The sequence below is a fragment of the Undibacterium sp. GW821-FHT11B02 genome, assembly GCF_058808955.1.
In genome coordinates, this window is the sequence record NZ_JBXASD010000014.1 from 125,235 (window position 1) to 143,728 (window position 18,494).

An 18,494-nucleotide genomic window follows, 5' to 3' on the forward strand; every position below is an offset into this window, starting at 1 on the left:
GCGCCAGGTAATAGTGAGGCTGCCCCATAAGATGTGAGGTCGGAGGGCGTTCTGAAATCAGCCTGACAGAGGCTTGAGTGCAAGCCTCTCAGTTCTTTAATGCCTGCGCAGTTTAGCGTAGCCTGCCTATGTAAGTCTGATCGACCATGGTGTTGTGGTCAGGCAGGGGCATGGGTACCTGCATGATGCTGTCGTCCTCCAGCGCGGGAGCTTTGGGGCGCAATTTCTGGGTAGAGGACAGTCTTGCCAGCAAAGGGCCTGCTGGCGGTGGCGCAACAAACAGGCCGTCTTCACCAAAGTAAATTTCTTCCAGTTTCAGGCAAATTTCGTGCAAATCTGCATTTGGCAAACCCAGTGAAAGATCCAGAATCGCACGACAATATGCCGGGTTGACACGCATATATTCAATGTCAGTCACACGGCCATTTTGCCGCCGCAAAATCACGTGCAGACGTGCCATGAGGGAAAACGCCAGATTGTCTGACATGGCGTTTTGGACTATGGTGCTGGTGCTCATAAAATATGCTCCCCGTGAAGTTCAAGATCAAGCCCTTCTCTTTCCTGCTCTTTAGTGACGCGCAAACCAACGGTAACTTTGACCAGCCATAAAATGACAGCAGTCACAGCACCTGAATAAATCACAGTGACGACGACACCAAATGCCTGAGTTGCCAGGCTGCCGTCGGCCCCGCCTATGCTCTTCAGCGCAAATACGCCGGTCAGCAAGGCCCCGACCACGCCACCGATCGCATGCACGCCAAATACATCCAGTGAATCATCGTAGCCGCCCATGGATTTGAGTGAGGTTGCACCCCAGTAACAGGCCACGCCGGCAACGGCACCAATGACCAGAGCACCCGTCAAGTCGACAAAGCCGGAGGCTGGCGTAATCGCCACCAGTCCAGCGACGGCACCTGAAACGATGCCAAGTACCGAAGGTTTGCCACGTCGCAGCCATTCGACAAACATCCAGGCCAGTGCCGAAGTCGCTGTCGCCACTTGTGTCACCAGCATGGCCAGGCCTGCCCGGCCATCTGCGGCACCGGCGGACCCGGCATTAAAACCAAACCAGCCCACCCACAACAGCGAAGCGCCGATGCCAGTCAATAAAAGATTGTGCGGTGGCATGGGCTCTTTGCCGAAACCAAGGCGTGGTCCGATAATCAGGGCGGCCACCAGGCCAGACACGCCTGCGTTGATATGCACCACTGTGCCACCCGCAAAGTCCAGCACGCCACGTGCCGCCAGCCAGCCCGCCGGTTCCCATACCCAATGCGCAACCGGCACATACACCAGCAATGACCATAGTGTGATGAACAGCAATAAGGCAGAAAACTTCATGCGTTCGGCAAAGGCACCGGTGATCAGGGCAGGGGTGATAATGGCAAACGTCATCTGGAACATCAGGAACACACTTTCCGGTATTGTCGGTGCCAGTTGATGCACGCTGAGTTGACCGGCTTCCTTCAAAAAGCTCACGCCATGCAACATGAATCTGTCCATGCTGCCCAGATACGGCGACCCCGCAGTAAATACCAGGCTGTAACCCAATACCACCCACAAGACAGTGACGATGCAGGTGGTTGCCAGACTATGTGCCATCGTACCCAGGGCATTTTTCTTACGCACCATACCGGTATAAAACAGGGCCAGACCGGGGATGGTCATCAACAATACCAGTGCCGTCGAGGTCAGCATCCAGGCCGTGTCACCAGCACTGATCTTGTCTGCTGCGATCATGCCTGGCTTGGTCATTACTGGTAGGGCTGCAACAGGAGTAACGGGCGTGGTAACTAGTGTAGAAGCGGTCGTAGAAGCCGGGGTTGATGTAGTCGTTGCAGTGACAGAAGCCACCGCAGGGGGCTCTGCCTGTGCATTACAGGTGCCGCTGAACAGGTACAGGCTGAAAGAGAACGAAAGTATTAAGCTGGAAAGTACGCGTATTTTCATCAAACTAGCCTTTTCAAAAAACATCGTCAATGACACACAGGTATTATTTGCGATGCAGCATTTTTCATGCCAAGGCTGATGCCGGTGGATATGAGTGAGTTGATGGCTATTTCAGGGAATTGTGTTGTTGGTGATACCAGTGGTGGCGCATGCATGCACCAAAATGTAAGCAAATATTACCGTGCGGCATGACTTTGCACGTACCAGGTGCTAAACCTCTTTTCATGTGCATAGTCATTCTTATTATTTCTTTTTGAGGAATAATGAATTCAATAATTTGACTATTCTTTACATGGATGAACTGAATTACAGTGCCTGTCATTCGCGATGCACATGCAAAGCGAAATCAAAGTCCGACGTAAACCATGAAAAGGAACACAATATGACACGCACATCCAGCAGCTTCGGTAACTTATTTGGTAACTTAGTCAGCAGACTCAAAATCATTCTCTTGTCGGCTGTGGCTTTCTTGTCACTGGCTGCAGTACCCGGTATCAGCGCAGCGGATACCGTTGCCAACAGCGTTATCGGTGCCCGTGGCTATGACCTTACTACTTTCTTTACCAGCGAAAAGCCCACCCATGGCACTGGTCATCATGTGGCAACAGTGGATGGCGTCGATTACCTGTTCGCTAGCGAAGAAAACAAAAAGACTTTCCTGGCGAATCCAGAAAAATACTTGCCCGCTTTTGGTGGTTATTGTGCTTACGGCGCATCCATAGGCAAGAAATTTGTTGCTGACCCCGATGTCTATGACATCATTGACAACAAGCTCTACTTCAACCTCGATACAAAGATCCGTGCGATCTGGTCCAAGGACATTCCTGGCAATATCGATCTTGCAAAAAATAACTGGAAAACCATCGCCAACAAGAAACCATCTGAACTCTGATTGCTTGTACCCATGAAAAACGCCGCTTTGCCTTCTAAGCAAAGCGGCGTTTTTTTTCAGATATGCAGTTTGAGGTTGTACCAAGTCCGCGTGATATTGCTCTGGTCTTCGGCTCTGGTTTTCAGCCCATATTCTGCCTCAAGCCAAAGCCTGGTCTTGAATTCGACCATATACACTTTGCTTTTTTGTCGCTATGCCGGACGCTTGTTCTGCAGCAGCAACTGCGTCCGGAACTCATACATCCCATCGAAATACACGTATTCCGGATTCTGCAGTTCAACCACTGGTGCACGCCGTATCAATTCCCCGGCCAGCGCCTGGTGCAGCTTGAAGAAGCGGCGCTCCTCCTCGCCAGTCATCGCCGAGTAGAAGTAATTCAGCGTGATATGGAAGCGGAAGCTGTCGTGGTCGGCCAGGCGGTAATTCAGTGCCTGTGCCAGCCGGTCACGCAGCTTGCGGATCTTGCGGTTTTCCGCTGCGTCCACCGGCTCGAACTGGATGTTGTACAAATTGATCTGTTGCTCTACCGGCAGCGCACGCAGACGGAACGGCAACTCGCACCCGAGATCGAAAGCCTTCAGCTTGGCCAGCCACCAGGCGTTGCAGAAGGCTTCATCGGCATCGGGTGGGATATCCGTAGGAAAGTCCAGATGCCGCGCCGGATACGAGATGCCGTTGAAGACCGTCATGTGGTAGCTGGCTGGCGGCAGCATGGCAATCCTGTGCAACATGCCGCTGCGCATCAGATCACGATGGATGTCCAGCAAGGCCATGAAGGTTTCGCTGCGCTTGTCCACATGGCAGATGATAGAGTTGCCGGGCCAGTGCGCTTCGCTGCCGTCGGGATTGAATTTCGGTGCTACTACGGCCGCCCGTGGCGTGGCGTTCACCACGCCGGCACCGAGTGCCATACCGCCCTGCAGCAATAGTGCCAAGGCGCGCCGCCGGGACCAGGTTAGCTGACCGTTTGCTTGAGCGTTCATCGTACTCACCACTGCGCTGTGATTGACGCGGCGATACTGCGACCGAAGATTGGGCGGCCCGTACTTGCCTCTGCCACGCTGAAGGCGTTGCCGGATGGCGCACGGGCGTTACCTTCGGTAAGTCCGGCGGAATTGGTCAGGTTAGAAACCGTTAATTGCAGGCTGACTCCTGGCGTCAGGCGATATTGGATTCCCAGGTCCACGGTCCGGTAGGCCGGCAAAATACTGGTATTTACAAAGTCCTGATAACTTTTTCCCACTGCGCTAAAGGTGGCATACACGCGTCCGCTCCGGCCATCAAACTTGAACATCCAGGCTGGGCTGAGCGTGGCCATGGTACGCGGCACGCGCGGGATCTGCTTGCCAGTCAGGCTGCTGGCGGACAAAGTAGTGAAGGTAACGCCGCCATCTACGTCCGGCTGTTGCCAGGTCGCTGAACCGTTCAGTTCGAACGAGCTGGAGGGCCGCCATGCCCCTTCCAGTTCCAGTCCCTTGGTCGTGGTATTGATCAGGAGTGGCTGGTTGGTGAGCACGCCGTTCGCGTCGGCGAAGTAGGTCGACGAATTCAGGTTCTTGAAATTGCTGTAGAAGCCTATCAACACCAACTGTAGTTGCGGCTGCGACAGCTTCAAACCCACTTCGGCCTGGCGCACTGGTGTCACCGGCACTGGCTGGCCGTTGGGCAAGGTGCCAGCCACGCCGTTGTTGATGTTGGCCCAGTAATCGCTCAGGCGCGGCAAGCTGTAGGCGCTGGAGTAGCGTACAAACGCGTTGAGCGGCTCGCTGATCTGGAGCAGTGAACCCGCGGTCCAGGCTGTGCCATGCTGGGTCACGCTATAGGGGACATAGCCAGTCAGGCCGGTCACGCTTTGCGCGGCCAACGGGCCGGTGCTGGAAAGGGTTTGCTTGCCGATGACGCCGCGCTCGCCGTCTTCCTGGCGTACTTCATGGCGAACGCCAATGTCGATTTGCCAATCCTTGGAGACGTGCCAGTTTTCGGACGCATAAACGGCCGAAGCCAGGCCGTGCACGCGGCCAATCAGGTCGCCGCTGCCGTAAGAGGTGAAGCCATTTTCCGTCACCATGCCGGTCGGTTGACCGGCGGCGTTCAATGCCTGGATGTCCAGCAGGTCGGCATTGTTCTTGACGTTGGTGAGGATGGTGTTACCGATCTGCCGCTGCTCCAGGCTGAAACGGCTAAGGCTCAGACCCAGCGCCACATCGTGCGTCCCAAGGTCGGCAAGGGCGAAGGACTTGCTGGCGCGCAGGTCGTTGACTGCGTTACGGATCGTGGATACGGTACTGGACCAGGTGTTGGTCATGGTCAGTCCAGCGGTGACAGCCGGATCGAACACTTGGCCGCTACCTGCATACAGGTAGCGTAGAGATGTGGTGCCAGCGAAAGCTTTTTGGGCCGCGTTCAGGTTGGCCTGGAGCAGCGCTGCGGCGTCGGATGGTGCGCCGTTCAGGAGTGCGTTGAAGCCTACCTCACCACTGGTGTAACGGGCCTTGTCACTTAGCTTCCAACCGCCCGGCAGCGTGAAATCGCCGCCTGCCGTTAACGTAGTGACTTTGGGATGAATGCCGTCGGCAAGGTCACGGTCCGCAAAGCCGTTACCACCCTGTCCGTCCAACACGCGGTAATGAATCTGGCGGAAGCTGGCCGAATCCAGGGTGCCGGTATGCGGGTCGATCAGGTTGGCCAGTGAATTGCCGTTGCGGGTATCAGTTAGTGGGATGCTGGTGTAGAAAATGGCACGGTCGTCCAGATGCTTCAGGCTGACGAACAACTTGTCGCCGCCACCCAGCAGATAGGTCGCACCAAGCTTGATCTGGCCGCCGCGGTCGGCGTTGCTGAAACCCGGGTCGCGCAAGCCATCTCCCTGGCGGAGGAAACCGCTGACGCTATACAGCAGGCGGTCGTTGACCGGGCCGGACATTGCCAGGTCGGCACGCACCTGATGCCGCTGGCCCACCGTCAACTTGGCAGAGTGGTCCGGCTCGGTTGTACCGAAGTTGGACAAGAAGTTGACCACGCCCCCAGCTGCATTATTGCTATACACCGGTGCCGTGCCACCCCGCACGATCTCGGCCCCGGCAGTACCCAGGTCAACCCGGTACAGTTCGTCGATCTGCAATTGACGCTCGAAGTTCGATTCGAACAGGGGCAGGCCATCTTCCAGCATGTCCATCAGACGGAAGCCAGAAAACGGCAGACCCCGGATCACCACGTTCTCGCCGCCGCCCTGGCCGCCAGAGTTCTCTACCTTGATGCCGGGGACAGATTTTAGCAAGTCGACCGTACTCTTGGGATCCTTGCGCTGGATTTCCGCCTCGCCGATGGTGGAGATGGCGTACGGCGTCTCGAACTTCTTCTTGCGACCGGACGTGCCGGTCACGACGACTTGCTGCTGAGCGGCTTCGGGCCTGTCTTGCGACACCGGTTGATCTGGCGCCGGCGCATCGGCCGCCTGGACATTGATACTGATTGCTCCGAGCAGGAGCATGGATATTGCGCTACGGTCTCTTTGTTTATTCTTCACCACGGATTTCCTCGACTGGGCTGGTTGTTGTGATTACCGGACTAGACCGGATTGCAGCGGAGTATAGGGGGCGCACTTGGTGCCGTGAGGCGTTTCACGGTGAAGTTTCCCGGTGAAACCGAGGAGAAATCAGCCCTGGTGCACGTGAAAACCAAGGATGTGTACGTCGGTGCTGCCGTTTGCCTGCAGCACGCACTGGAGCAGGATTTCGAAGCTGCCGACGGAACCATCCGTCAGCGTGGCCCGCTTCAGCAAGGGTGTCAGCCGGGCCGGATCAACCAGAAATTCAATGGCAGCCTCCGTCCCCGCCGAGGTGGTGCCGCCGATCAGCAGTGCATGCCCGTCACCGCCCAGCCCTCGGGTGTAAGCAATGGTGGCAAAACCGCGTCGTTGTGGATCGTCGGTCTTGAAGGCGTACCCCGGTGCTTCCCCACTTTGGGGGTGGTCGTTCAGGATCAGGAACTGGTCTGGCAACTGAGGATTCCAGTCGATATGGAAATCCAGCTGGCTGCGGTACAGCGCCCACCACGGATTGGCCTGCGCCACCCCGAGTAGGATTACATTGGCTCGTTTCAGGTCGCCAAGCTGGAGATCGCGCGCGAAGCGCAGATGCAAGCGTTGGGGGGCTGCGACGGCACGCTTGCCCAGTTCCGCAGCCAGTTGGACCGAGGACATGCCGGTATAGCGGCGGGCACGGAAATGTTCTGCATGGCCTGAATCAGGAGAAACCAAGGGCTCGCCCACCCGCTTGGCCGCATAAGCCTCAAGGCTTACCTGGCTGCGGGTTTCCAACTGGTACAGTACCAGTCCCGCGTCAGACACTACCAGCAGGGCATCGCGGTCAGCTGGCAGCAGTGCGGTCCAGAATGTGGCAATGTCAGACTGGCCACGCTGGCCTAACCAGGCCGTTGCACCCGCCAGCACTGCCAACGCCAGCAACGCAGCGATGCCCAGCGTCAACCTGCGGTCATGTCTGGGTGGAGTTGGTTCAGGGGGCGACGCTGTGGTGGGATGTTCCGGCGACAGGGCCACCTCTTCTTCGGCCTGCGGCGGCACCGCAGTGGCCAGGACGAACACGGGAACGTAGGTGCCGCGTGGGATCGCGATGCGCAGCGCATCCGCGCTCCCTTCTTCGGCATAGTATTGGGCCAGACGCTGGCGCAGCAATCGCGCCGTAGTGCGTACGATGGTGTCGTCGGCGGGATTGTAGTGTTCAGGTCGGCCGAACACGGCCACGCCGATATGCTGTTCGCACAGCACCACCGCTTGCCCCTCCACGGTCGTGACGCAGACATAGCGCAGGAACGACGACAGCCGCGCGCTTTTGGCAAAAGTCTGGCTGGCAAGTACACGGGCCAGCGCATCCAGGCAAGCATCACGCGGCTGGGGCGGTGTCAGGCCGCTTTCAAAGAGGCTGTTTTTTTCCTGCGCCTGGGTCACCACATTCATCCCCATCAATAATTGTAGCTTGCCAGTATAGGCGTATTCCACTGACAGTAGCCACCCGTTCCAGGTTGCATCGTGCAGCAGGGCGTTTACCTATGAAAAAAGCCGCTTTGCTCAAAAGGCAAGACGGCTTTTTGTATTCAGATCAGCAACTTATGCCGGCAACTTATACTGGCAAGGCAATCTGGTGGTCGACACTGAATTGATAATCCCGGAACACATGCTCCGCACTCAGCATTTGATAGCTACCATCCGGCAATTTGCGGGTCGTGTCTTTCAGGCGATAAGTCATTTGCCCACAAGTCCAGCAATTGAAATTGCGCATATGGGTACACAGACAAGTCTTGTCCATGACCGACACTTTTTTGGCGTCGGGGTGGGCTGCCACTTCACGGTTATACGAAGTGATGTAAGCGCAGTTGCCATTACCATCCAGCAGATAACCATAGGATTCGCAACCTGGTCGTATGCCATCGCCTATTGCTGGTGTGTTCTTTAACATACGCATAGGATAGCCGGTGGGCGAGATATTATTGACTTCGATATCGTCTTCGCTGGCTTTGAAATATTCCTGTTTGACCTTGGCAGGCAAACCGCATTCATTGGTGACCGTGAAGCGTGTCGCCACTTGCACAGCAGATGCTCCGTTTTCCAGGAAGGACACGGCGTCACTGCCTGTGAAAATGCCCCCGGCGGCAACCAGGGGGATATCCAGGTTTTCTGCCTTCAGGTACTGGACGATTTCAGCAATGATGGTCTGCAAATCGTACTCAGCCCAATCCATACCAAAACCCAGATGGCCGCCAGCCAGAGGACCTTCGACGATTACGTAGTCAGGCAGGCGGTTCAGGCGGGAATTTTTGCGCAGGAATAATTGCAGCGCGCGTAGCGAAGATACGATGATGCCCAGTTTCGCGTCACGGAAGCGTGGGTGATCAGCGATCAGACCAAAGGAACCCAGATGCAGACCCGCACTCATGGTGATGCCGTCAATGCCTGCATCCAGTGAAGATTCCAGGCGAACCTTCAAGGTTTCGCGCGGGGCATTCATGGTCAGCTTTTCCATGCAATTGACAAAGATCATGCCCTTGCCCTGTTTGGCTTCCATGGTCTTGCCGACGTGCAGGCGGGTTGCTTCTGCCAGTTGATCCAGATTGAACTTGATGTCTGTCTTGTCGGAGTTATCGATATTGTATTTGTAAAATTTGGTCTTTTCCTTGACAAAACTGGTGTCAAAACGACGGTCAGACACATCCTGGACCATGGCATCAGAAATATGGCCGACTCCACCGAGACGTGCAGCAACCAGAGCCAGTTCAGCAGTGGAAATATCGACGCCCATACCACCGATCATAATAGGAACCAGCTCATCTTTGCCCAGTTTCAGGCGGAAATCATCTACACGTTTCATTGTTATCCTTGACACATTTTGCTCAAAAGTAAATCACTCGACGCACCTACTGCCAAACCATATTGCTTGTTTGTTACATATTTATGCTTACTCTGGGCTGCAATCCAGAAGACGAACGAGATTGTAAGCCAGCCCTAGCCCGTACAGGTGAAATTATATTCTGTACAGCGCTTAATTTCCTTGGTGTATGGCCTATTTATTATTTTGCCAACGTAATTTAGCCCAGGCGGCATGTTGACTGGCATTCAGGAAGGTCCAGGCGACCAGACGACTCTCTTTGTTACCTTGGCTCATGATAATGGTTTTTTGATTGCAGACCTTGACCTGCTTCAAGGCCGCATGGATTGCAAGTAAATTGGCTGACTTTGAAACCAGGGTGGAAAACCACAAAATTTTTGTGGGTATAGTGGCACTTTCTGTGATCATTTTCTTGATAAACGCTAGTTCGCCGCCTTCACACCAGAGTTCTGCATCGTGGCCGCTGAAGTTCAATATTGGTATAGTCTGGTCCGAGTTGCCGGTTTTCTTCAGGTTTTCCCATTTACGTACGCTGCCTGCTTGTGCCTCTTCTGCGGAAGCATGAAATGGGGGATTGCTCAGACTGACGTCAAACCATTCATCGTCAGCGATGATGCCCTTGAACAAGGCTTGCGCATTCGCCTGATGACGCAGTTGTATTTGCGAGCGCAAGTCAGGATTGTGGTCGAGTATGTGCTGGGCATTCGCCAACGAAGCTGCATTGATATCGCTGGCACAAAATGACCAGCCATATTCACTCCACCCCAGCAAAGGGTAAATGCAGCTGGCGCCGGTGCCTATATCCAAGGCAAGCACCTGCCTGCCCTTGGGGATACGTCCCTGATTGCTTTCCGCCAGCAAGTCAGCCAGGTAATGCAGATAATCAGCCCTGCCAGGTACGGGTGGACAAAGATTTTCCGGTGGAATATCCCAGTCACGCACACCATAGCTGCTTTGCAGCAAGGCCTTGTTGAGCAACTTGACTGCCAACGGGTCCGCAAAATTGATGGTGGTTTCACCCAGAGGATTTTTTATTTGCAACTGCGCCAGTGCCGGTTCTGCCTTTGTCAGGGCAGGGAAGTCATAGCGGCCATGATGGCGATTGCGTGGATGCAGTAATTGCACGGCAGTCGGATTTCTTTTTTTCTTGCTGTTCTTGTTGTTCATAAAGCCTGGTCCACAAATTTGCAATGCCTGACTGTATTCAGGCAGGATGCCGGACCTGCATTGTCCCATGAAGGGCGAACAGCCGTTTGCTACAAATCGGGCATCATTTATATGAAGCAATTATTGCGTGCCATACAGAGCAGATAGATTTGTTTGCCTGTGGTGAGGTTGTAAAATTCCGTAAGTGTTTTATTTATTTTGAAACACTATTGCTAAAATCTGCCCACCCAAACTTAAACCCCGCAGGTTCCATTGCAGCGTATGCTCGTACAAACGCCTGATGCGACTCCAAATCTCTGGATATATCAGTTATAACCTGTTGGTCGTGGTGATTGAGCGCCTTGAACATCTTATTGAAAGGTATAAGAAATGAAGAAAATCGCTATCGTCGGTAGCCTGTCTGCCGTTGCCGTCTTGTCAGCCTGCTCTACCGCACCCGTCAAGCATACAGCGGCACCCGTTGCACCTCCTGCACAGGTAGTCAGCGTACCTGCCAATTTGAAAGCGCCAGCCGGCGAAGTGTTGGCATTTCAAATGGCAGCAACGGGCGTGCAGATTTATGACTGCAAGGCTAATAAAGCTGGCCCCAAAAAATTTGAATGGGTATTCCGCGCCCCTTTGGCTGAACTGTATGCCAATCACGACAGTACCAGTGTGAAGCTGGGTAAGCATTATGAAGGCCCAACCTGGGAAGCGAATGACGGCAGTAAAGTTGTTGCAGAAGTCGTCGCCAAAAGTGAAAGTCTGGATAGCAATGCCATTCCCTGGTTATTGTTGAAAGCCAAATCAAGCTCAAACACAGGGACATTTGCCAATATCACCAGCGTACAGCGCGTGGTAACCGTAGGTGGCAAAGCACCGTTGACTGGCTGCTCGGATTTTCAGTTGGGAGCAGAAACACGCACACCTTATAAAGCGACTTACTATTTCTTTAAGGTAAATTGATTGCAATATGGCTGGGTGGCTTTGATGCCATATTGCATTAACTGAAAAAAATAGCTGTCGTTCAGTTGTTATTGCCGGGGCGATATGGAAGCACTTCTATGCAGTGGCAGTGTGCAAGCTCATGCTTGAAGAAGGGGAGATAGTCAAACCACTATTCTCCCTTTTTCATTGCCCGGGAAAGCAATGTATTGGTCAAAAAATGCCACTTTGGCGCGGCTATGGCAATTCAAAGCGATAACCTACGCCATAGACGGAATGCAGACATTCATTGCCAGGCAATTTGCCCTGTATCTTTTTGCGTATATTCTTGATATGCGTATCTACGGTCCTGTCATTGATATCGCGCTGGTCTTCATGCGCAAAGTCCAGCAATTGCTGACGCGAAAATACCCGTTCAGGATGACTGATGAATTCGCTCAGCAGACGGAATTCTACCGGTGTCAGATTCAAAGGCTGGCTATCGACCAGTACGCGTAATTGCTGCTTATCAATCAAAAACCGGGACGATCCCGCTGAGGGCGGGTTACCTTTGCTGCGGCGCAAATGGACTTTTGTACGCGCCACCACCTCACGCGGACTGAAGGGTTTGCAGACGTAATCGTCGGCTCCTGTATCAAGGCCGAGCAGGCGGTCAACTTCTTCTACCCTGGCGGTCAGCATGATGATGGGGACCTGGCTGAACTGGCGTACTTCCCGGCAGATACTGATGCCATCAAGTTCAGGCAGCATCAGATCCAGCAAGATCAGATCAGGCAGCGATTGCCTGATCTGTGCCAGCGCCAGCCTGCCATTTACCTCATGACTGACCCTATAACCAGCAGCCAGCAAATAATCCTTGAGCAGGGCGGCGATTTTTTGGTCATCTTCAACCACGAATATGTGGGCACCGGTATCCATGCTGGTTTCCTATGGCGTTCTGATATGCGGCAATTGTACGAGCATTTTGACGCCGCCCAGTTGTGAAGGGGTGGCGCTGATGCGCCCTCCATGAGCTTCAACAATCACTTTGCAGATAGCCAGGCCCAGGCCGCTGCCGCCGCTGGCACGGCTACGCGCATTGTCTGCACGGTACAGACGATCAAAAAGCAAAGCGTGGCTGGCATCAGGAACGCCAGGAGCACTGTCTTCCAGACTCAGTTCCAGCAATGGTCCATTGCGTGTCAGCGTACACAAGATAACGCCGCCACTGTCCGTATAACGGATGCTGTTTTCCAGCAAATTGCCGATCACCTGGGTCAGCCTGCTGCTATCGGCATTGATCCAGGTTGGCATATCGCCAAGGTGACTTTCAAGGCGCAAGCCTGCCTGTTGCGTACGCAATTCAAAGCGTTGCAACATGTCCTGCAACAAGGGACGTAGCTCCATGGCTTGAAAATGATAATACAGGTCACCGGTATCGGCCAGGGTCAATTGCCGTATGTCGTCAACCAGTTTGTTCAAGTGGCGTACTTCTGCATGCAGGGATTCCAGCGCTGCCGGCGATATCGTGCGAACGCCATCAAGCAGGGCCTCTACCTCACCCTGGATGACAGTCAGCGGGGTTCGTAATTCATGCGAGATATCGGCCAGCATCTTGTTTCTTTGCGCTTCATTTCTTTCCAGGTTTTGCGCCATGATATTGATATCACTGGCCAGGTCAGCCAGTTCATCCTGACTGATGATTTCTGCCCTGGCATCAAGCTTGCCTTTGGAAATTCTGGCCGTGACATGATGCAAAGATTTCAGGGGGCGTAATAAATGTCTGGCCAACCAAAGGGAAAACACCAGTGATACCAGGATAAGTGCCAATGCCAGCCATAAGGTTTGTCGTATTTGCACAGTGACAAAATCCATGGCACTGGCGTTCGAGATTTGTCGTAGAGGAGCCAGCCGGATACTACCTACCCTTTGATCACCCAGCATAATGGCCTGTACGCTGCCGCCTGGCGCATCACCCGGGCCTATGAGTGCATTGCCATCCTTGTCTAGCAGGGACAATCTTTGTCCAAAACCCATGGGATCTATGGGGGGTCTCTGTTCTGGCGGCACATCACGTGGTGGCCTGTCCTGTGAGCGCGGGGGCGGAGGGGGGCGCTGATCTTCTTCTTCCCCAGCTTGTTGACGCCTTCGCGGCGGGGGCGGCGGAGCATCTTCGTTTTCCGGGTGAGGTTTGTTGCGTATCTGATCGAGCATATCGCGCATGGGACGGCGATTTGCCTGAAAACGATCAAAATTGCCATATTGACGATAGTCTTCTGCCAGCAATTTGCTAAGTCTGACCAGGTCTTGCCGTTCCAGATCACTCAGATAGGCAATAAAACCGCTCTTCAGGTTTTGACTGGTTACCCAGGCCAGGGTGCCTATGCTGATAATCACAATGGCGGTAATCGCTACTGCCAATTTGCGGGCTATGGTGAGACGCATGCTGTAAGAACCTTGCTGAGAATGGTATCAATTTGCCATATTGCCAGCCAATTATGGAGCAATCATGGAGTAAACACGAAGTTCTGCAAATAAATATTTTTGTTTTGCTACATTCAAAAAAATCTCATTGTCTTCATTTTTTCTCCATATTCGATCTTCATCCTGTCTCCAGTCTCGGAACTTCGTGCAGCGAATGCCAAGCTTCTTGAGTAAAAAAATTAAACTCGACGGAGGACTACAAATGAGATCACATACAAAATTAATTTCGCATGGCTTTCATCGCAGGGCGCAAATATCCATTGCCGTACTGATGCTATTGAGTCTGGGCGCATGCGGTGGTGATGCCGGTACAGCCAGTACAGCATCGGACACAAATCCTCAGGCCGCACCCTCTGTCAGCACAGCATCAGTGCCTGCTGCGCCAGCACCAACGGCACCATCTGAGCAGCCTTCGCTTGTACCTATCGCCAATAGTGAAGGATCTGCATTGACAGTATCCACGGTTGGCACCATAGATAAAAATAATGCCTTCTTCAAAGCTTTTGGTAATGGCCGCAGTTGCGCCAGCTGTCATCAGGAAAGTCAGGGCTGGAGTATGCGCCCGGATATTTTGCAGGAAAGATTCACACAAACTAATGGCGGTGATCCGGTTTTCAGTGCAAATGATGGAGCAAATTCCCCCAATGCTCTGGTTCTGACCATAGATCAAAAGCGCCTGGCGTATAGCATGCTGTTGACCAAGGGGCTCATCAGAGTAGGATTGGCTATTCCTGCCGATGCAGAATTCACTCTGGTCAAAGTCGATGATCCATATGCATATGCCAGTGCCAAAGAGCTGTCTCTGTTCCGTCGTCCTCTGCCCACAACAAATCTGAAATTCCTCAGCACAGTGATGTGGGACGCTCGCGAAACCTTCACCGACGCACTATCCAATGTATGCATACGTAATAGTCGTCCTTTACAATGCTTCGCCACTACGGATTTTGATTTGCTTCATCAGTCAAACAGTGCTGTCACTGGCCATGCGCAGGCAGCGCAGGGGCTGACTGCGGCTGAACAGCGCAGCATCGTTGATTTTGAAAAGACTTTAATCACGGCGCAGGTCAGTAGTCTGACTGCGGGCAGCTTGACCGATGCTGGTGCCAAAGGCGGTCCGCTGGAACTGGCAAAAAATAATTTCTATTTCGGTATCAATGACATTGATGCGGGTGACTATATTACTGGCGCGCCATTTGACCGCAATGTCATGAACATGTTTACAGCCTGGCGCGGTCTTGACAGACCGGTTTCGCCAAATCCACCAGTTCAGGGGCGTGCACCGCAGCCACCTCAGTCACCTCAGGCACCTCAGGCACCTACGGCCATCAATATTGCCAGGGCCTCTATCGCAAGGGGAGAGCAGATTTTCAATAACAAACCCTTTAATGTCACAGGTGTCGCTGGTTTCAATGGCGAGTTGCGTGTGGCTTTGCAAAGGGCGACCTGTACCAGTTGCCATAGTGTAGGTAATGTCGGTTCACATTCAGTGCCTCGGTTGTTTAATACCGGCGTATCGGACGCGAGCCTGCGTACACCAGACATGCCCTTGTATACGTTGAAGAATAAGCTGACCGGTGAAATCATGGAAACCACAGATCCAGGCAAGGCCATGAATACAGGTAAATGGCAGGACATTGGTCGCTTTAAAGTACCCAGCCTGCGTGCTATCGAAGCCCGCTCACCTTACTTTCACAACGGTAGCATGGTCGAGTTGACCGATGTTGTGAAGTTCTATGACAAGCGTTTCAATATAGGTTTGACGCCGCAGGAGATTGTCGATCTGACCGAGTTTTTGAAGGTACTCTGAGACAGTTTGTCAGATGTAAAAAGAGCAGACCTTGAGTCTGCTCTTTTGTCTTCAGGCCAGGAGCTGCAATGCAGCCGGTATGGTTTTGTGCAAGCCCCAAATTAACCGGCGTAGAAGCAGCGTCCACACACGTGTTGATAGCGCTCATTGCCACCAATATCAATTTGCTCGCCAGTTTTCATGCGCTTGCCATTTGCATCGACGCGAATATTCATCGTGGCTTTTTTCCCGCAGCCACAGATATTTTTCAGTTCTTCTATGTCATCGGCCAACGCCAGCAGATAAGTGGAACCGGTAAATGGTTCGCCCAGAAAATCACTGCGCAAGCCATAACAGATCACTGGTACACCACGCACTTGCGCCAATTGATGTAATTGCCTGACCTGATCCGCAGACAGAAATTGTGCTTCATCCACCAGCACGCAACTGACCTTGGGTGCTTCTGCCAAAAAATCAAAATGTGCATCGAAGACTTCAGCCTGTCTTTGCGGCCCCAGACGTGAAGTGACTTTCCCCGGGCCATAGCGATTATCAATGGCTGCAGTGTACAGGCGGACTTTTTGCCCCTGTTCTTCATAGTTGTGGGCCACCTGCAAAAGGGCAGTCGATTTTCCTGCGTTCATTGCTGAATATCTGAAGTAGAGCTTGGCCATACATGTTTCCTGTCGGTTCCTTAAAACTGTTGCAAGTGTTGCTGGTAAGAACAGTCGGGTTGTTGTTGATTTTATTGAAGCAAAAAAATTTGATAAAAATTTTATTTCAGGGTCTTGAAACTCTTTGGCTCAGCGCCATTTTCTACTCAGCAGATGCTCGAACGTGAGGTTTGCTAAAGCAGTCCGAAAGTAACAGTTTCAAAAAAAGAGTTTCCAAACATTTAATTTATATCGCTTCAATTTAAAAGGATATTATCATGCGCAATTTTGACTTCGCTCCTCTGTACCGTTCCGCTATTGGTTTTGACCGCCTCGCCCAGTTATTTGATGATGCTCAACGTGCTGAAACCGCACCCAGCTATCCCCCCTACAATATCGAACTGATTGCAGAAGATAAATATGCAATCACCATGGCAGTCGCAGGCTTTGACCGCAGCGAAATTGATATCGAGTCCGAACGCGACACTCTGAAAATCGTAGGTCGTCGTCAAAAAGCCGAAGGTACACGCAACTTCCTGCACCGTGGCATTGCATCACGTGATTTCGAACACCGTTTCCGCCTTGCTGATCACGTCAAAGTCGTCAGTGCCCGCCTGGACAATGGCTTACTGAACATCGAACTGGTGCGTGAAATTCCAGAAGCACACAAGCCACGCCGCATCCTGATTGATGGCGATAATCTGCAACTGGTAGGCGCACAAAATCCGTTACAGCGTCAGGTCGCTTAAGTAACAAATAAAAAAATGGCCCATGAGGTTACATGGGCCAGGTTTCCAAAAATGAAGTAAAAAAGCATGGACAAGCCCATGCTTTTTTATTTTTCAGTTCTTGTGCGAGTTCTGTACGAGTCGGTCTTGTTTGATCTTATCAACATGCCTTGCCTGGTAGTGCAAAGCGTGTGGATTATTTCGCCTGGTAAGCTGTGCTTTGCTGCAGCTTGATTTTTGCAATTGCCAGGTTGGCTTCTGCTTGCAGATAAGCTTGATAAAGCTCGTCGGCATTGCGTTGGGCATTCAATAGTTCCAGCATGGAGGCGGCACCTTTACGGTAGCTGGTGCGTACGCCTTGCAGCAAGCGTTCTGAATCATCCAGTACGTGGTCCTTATAATTTTTAATATTTTGCAAAGCTGCCTGATATTGCAGATAATTTCCCCTTACCTCGGTTTCTGCCTTCATCAGGCTTGAACGCAATTGTAGTTGTGCCTGCGTCAACGCTGACTGAGCCTGGCTCAATTCCCCACTTTGCGTGCGTGAAAAAGGGATGGGGATCGTGACCGTCAGGCTGAGTGAGTTAGAACGTTCTGCCGGCGAATTGGTTACGGTGCCACTCGCATTTTGTATGGCATTCACCTTGGGCGTATTTTTAATACCAAGATTGACCACAGGATCAATCCAGCGGTTCGCTCTCGCCAGTTCTATATTGTCTTTGGCATTGTCGCTGGCGGACCTTGCCAGTTGTATGTCTTCCCGCTTTTCCAAAGCTTGTCGGGTCAAGGTGGCCAGGTCTGTCGTCATATCATCCTGGTTCCCGCTGCAATCCATTTTCATGTCTGTAAAAAGTTCATGAAAATTCCTTCCCAGAAAATTCGATAAGACTGCTTCAGCGTTGATCGTATCTGCGCGGGCGCTAATGACATCCATGGCAAAGCGATCGGCCTCAACTTTTGATTGCACCAATTCCAGTTTGCCTATGTCACCGGTTTTAAAGCGTGTTTCATTCATCTTCACGATATCGCGCATGGCGTTCAGGCTGGCTTCCCTGCGAGTCAATGACATCGAAGAACGGCAAGCTTCAATGAACCCATTGGAGGCATCACTCAGTAGCTGCCGCCTGTATGCCGCGACCGTTGCTTCTGTCATACGTACATTGCTTTCGGCTGCCTGAATCCGTGCGCCTCTTTTGTTTGCCGTTTCCAGGGTAAGGGCTATGCCTGCAATCGAGGTTGTGGCGGTATTGGGTTTGTTTGGCCCATACAATTCTTTTGAGTCAATACCTGCTGTCAGTTGCGGGTCTGGCCTTACACCTGCTATGGAAATACCTGCTTTTGCGCTGGATATGGATTCTTTCTGCGTTTGTAAATCCAGGCTGTTGTTTTCTACTGCGGCCAGATATTGCTGCAGGCTGACGGTATTTGTTTGTGCATACGCAGGTGACTGCAATAGCAGCAGGCAGGACATAAGCGGCAACACACGTGGCATAACATGATGTAACTGAATCTGAAATCTTTGCATGATCA

At 52.6% G+C, this 18,494-nt stretch carries 15 protein-coding genes; 4 read left to right on the forward strand and 11 right to left on the reverse strand.

Features of this window, described 5'->3' with window-relative positions; translation table 11 throughout:
• Positions 1 to 112: 112 nt before the first annotated feature.
• Together AC1RVX_RS25275 and AC1RVX_RS25280 are read right to left on the reverse strand one after the other, a co-directional pair.
• Positions 113 to 517: a hypothetical protein gene (locus tag AC1RVX_RS25275; protein ID WP_493219340.1), complete on the reverse strand. Its 405-nt coding sequence runs from the start codon at positions 515 to 517 to the stop codon at positions 113 to 115.
• Entirely contained in the window at positions 514 to 1,950 is a 1,437-nt protein-coding gene (locus AC1RVX_RS25280; protein ID WP_493219341.1) for an ammonium transporter, read from the reverse strand. The genes AC1RVX_RS25275 and AC1RVX_RS25280 overlap by 4 nt, the downstream gene beginning before the upstream one ends.
• 382 nt (positions 1,951 to 2,332) lie before the next feature.
• On the opposite strand from AC1RVX_RS25280, the gene AC1RVX_RS25285 reads away from it, so the two are divergent.
• A complete protein-coding gene (locus tag AC1RVX_RS25285; RefSeq protein ID WP_493219342.1) occupies positions 2,333 to 2,842 on the forward strand; it encodes a YHS domain-containing (seleno)protein in 510 nt (169 codons plus the stop codon).
• Between the two features lie 191 nt (positions 2,843 to 3,033).
• Here AC1RVX_RS25285 and AC1RVX_RS25290 read toward each other — a convergent pair whose 3' ends face one another.
• The 5 genes from AC1RVX_RS25290 to rlmF all read right to left on the reverse strand — a co-directional run bounded on the left by AC1RVX_RS25290 (position 3,034) and on the right by rlmF (position 10,410).
• On the reverse strand, positions 3,034 to 3,825 hold the full coding sequence (locus tag AC1RVX_RS25290) for a DUF1868 domain-containing protein (RefSeq protein ID WP_493219343.1): 792 nt from the start codon (positions 3,823 to 3,825) through the stop codon (positions 3,034 to 3,036).
• A 5-nt stretch (positions 3,826 to 3,830) separates the two neighbouring features.
• On the reverse strand, positions 3,831 to 6,368 hold the full coding sequence (locus tag AC1RVX_RS25295) for a TonB-dependent receptor (protein ID WP_493219344.1): 2,538 nt from the start codon (positions 6,366 to 6,368) through the stop codon (positions 3,831 to 3,833).
• A 129-nt stretch (positions 6,369 to 6,497) separates the two neighbouring features.
• Positions 6,498 to 7,859, reverse strand: a complete 1,362-nt coding sequence (locus tag AC1RVX_RS25300; protein WP_493219345.1) for a hypothetical protein — start codon at positions 7,857 to 7,859, stop codon at positions 6,498 to 6,500.
• Between the two features lie 121 nt (positions 7,860 to 7,980).
• Entirely contained in the window at positions 7,981 to 9,225 is a 1,245-nt protein-coding gene (locus tag AC1RVX_RS25305; protein ID WP_493219346.1) for a nitronate monooxygenase, read from the reverse strand.
• Between the two features lie 192 nt (positions 9,226 to 9,417).
• Positions 9,418 to 10,410 carry a 23S rRNA (adenine(1618)-N(6))-methyltransferase RlmF gene (gene rlmF, locus AC1RVX_RS25310; RefSeq protein WP_493219347.1) on the reverse strand — a complete coding sequence of 331 codons (993 nt, stop codon included), beginning with the start codon at positions 10,408 to 10,410 and terminating at the stop codon, positions 9,418 to 9,420.
• Positions 10,411 to 10,779: 369 nt separating this feature from the next.
• On the opposite strand from rlmF, the gene AC1RVX_RS25315 reads away from it, so the two are divergent.
• Complete coding sequence (locus AC1RVX_RS25315) at positions 10,780 to 11,355, forward strand: DUF3455 domain-containing protein (RefSeq protein WP_493219348.1); 576 nt, start codon at positions 10,780 to 10,782, stop codon at positions 11,353 to 11,355.
• A gap of 216 nt (positions 11,356 to 11,571) precedes the next feature.
• On the opposite strand, the gene AC1RVX_RS25320 is transcribed toward AC1RVX_RS25315, so the two are convergent.
• Together AC1RVX_RS25320 and AC1RVX_RS25325 are read right to left on the reverse strand one after the other, a co-directional pair.
• Positions 11,572 to 12,252 carry a response regulator gene (locus AC1RVX_RS25320; RefSeq protein WP_493219349.1) on the reverse strand — a complete coding sequence of 227 codons (681 nt, stop codon included), beginning with the start codon at positions 12,250 to 12,252 and terminating at the stop codon, positions 11,572 to 11,574.
• Between the two features lie 9 nt (positions 12,253 to 12,261).
• Positions 12,262 to 13,758 (reverse strand): ATP-binding protein, encoded by a 1,497-nt coding sequence (locus AC1RVX_RS25325; protein WP_493219350.1) that lies wholly within the window; start codon positions 13,756 to 13,758, stop codon positions 12,262 to 12,264.
• 241 nt (positions 13,759 to 13,999) lie between these two features.
• Between AC1RVX_RS25325 and AC1RVX_RS25330 the strand changes: the two genes are divergently transcribed.
• The gene (locus AC1RVX_RS25330; protein ID WP_493219351.1) at positions 14,000 to 15,604 is read left to right on the forward strand and encodes a cytochrome C; all 1,605 of its coding nucleotides are present in this window, start codon (positions 14,000 to 14,002) and stop codon (positions 15,602 to 15,604) included.
• Between the two features lie 101 nt (positions 15,605 to 15,705).
• Here AC1RVX_RS25330 and AC1RVX_RS25335 read toward each other — a convergent pair whose 3' ends face one another.
• Positions 15,706 to 16,257, reverse strand: coding sequence for a thymidine kinase (locus AC1RVX_RS25335; protein ID WP_493219352.1), 552 nt, complete (start codon positions 16,255 to 16,257; stop codon positions 15,706 to 15,708).
• A gap of 257 nt (positions 16,258 to 16,514) precedes the next feature.
• Between AC1RVX_RS25335 and AC1RVX_RS25340 the strand changes: the two genes are divergently transcribed.
• Complete coding sequence (locus tag AC1RVX_RS25340; protein ID WP_493219353.1) at positions 16,515 to 16,985, forward strand: Hsp20 family protein; 471 nt, start codon at positions 16,515 to 16,517, stop codon at positions 16,983 to 16,985.
• A 175-nt stretch (positions 16,986 to 17,160) separates the two neighbouring features.
• Here the strand turns inward: AC1RVX_RS25340 and AC1RVX_RS25345 are convergent, their stop codons facing one another.
• Positions 17,161 to 18,489, reverse strand: coding sequence for a TolC family protein (locus AC1RVX_RS25345; protein ID WP_493219354.1), 1,329 nt, complete (start codon positions 18,487 to 18,489; stop codon positions 17,161 to 17,163).
• Positions 18,490 to 18,494 lie beyond the last annotated feature (5 nt).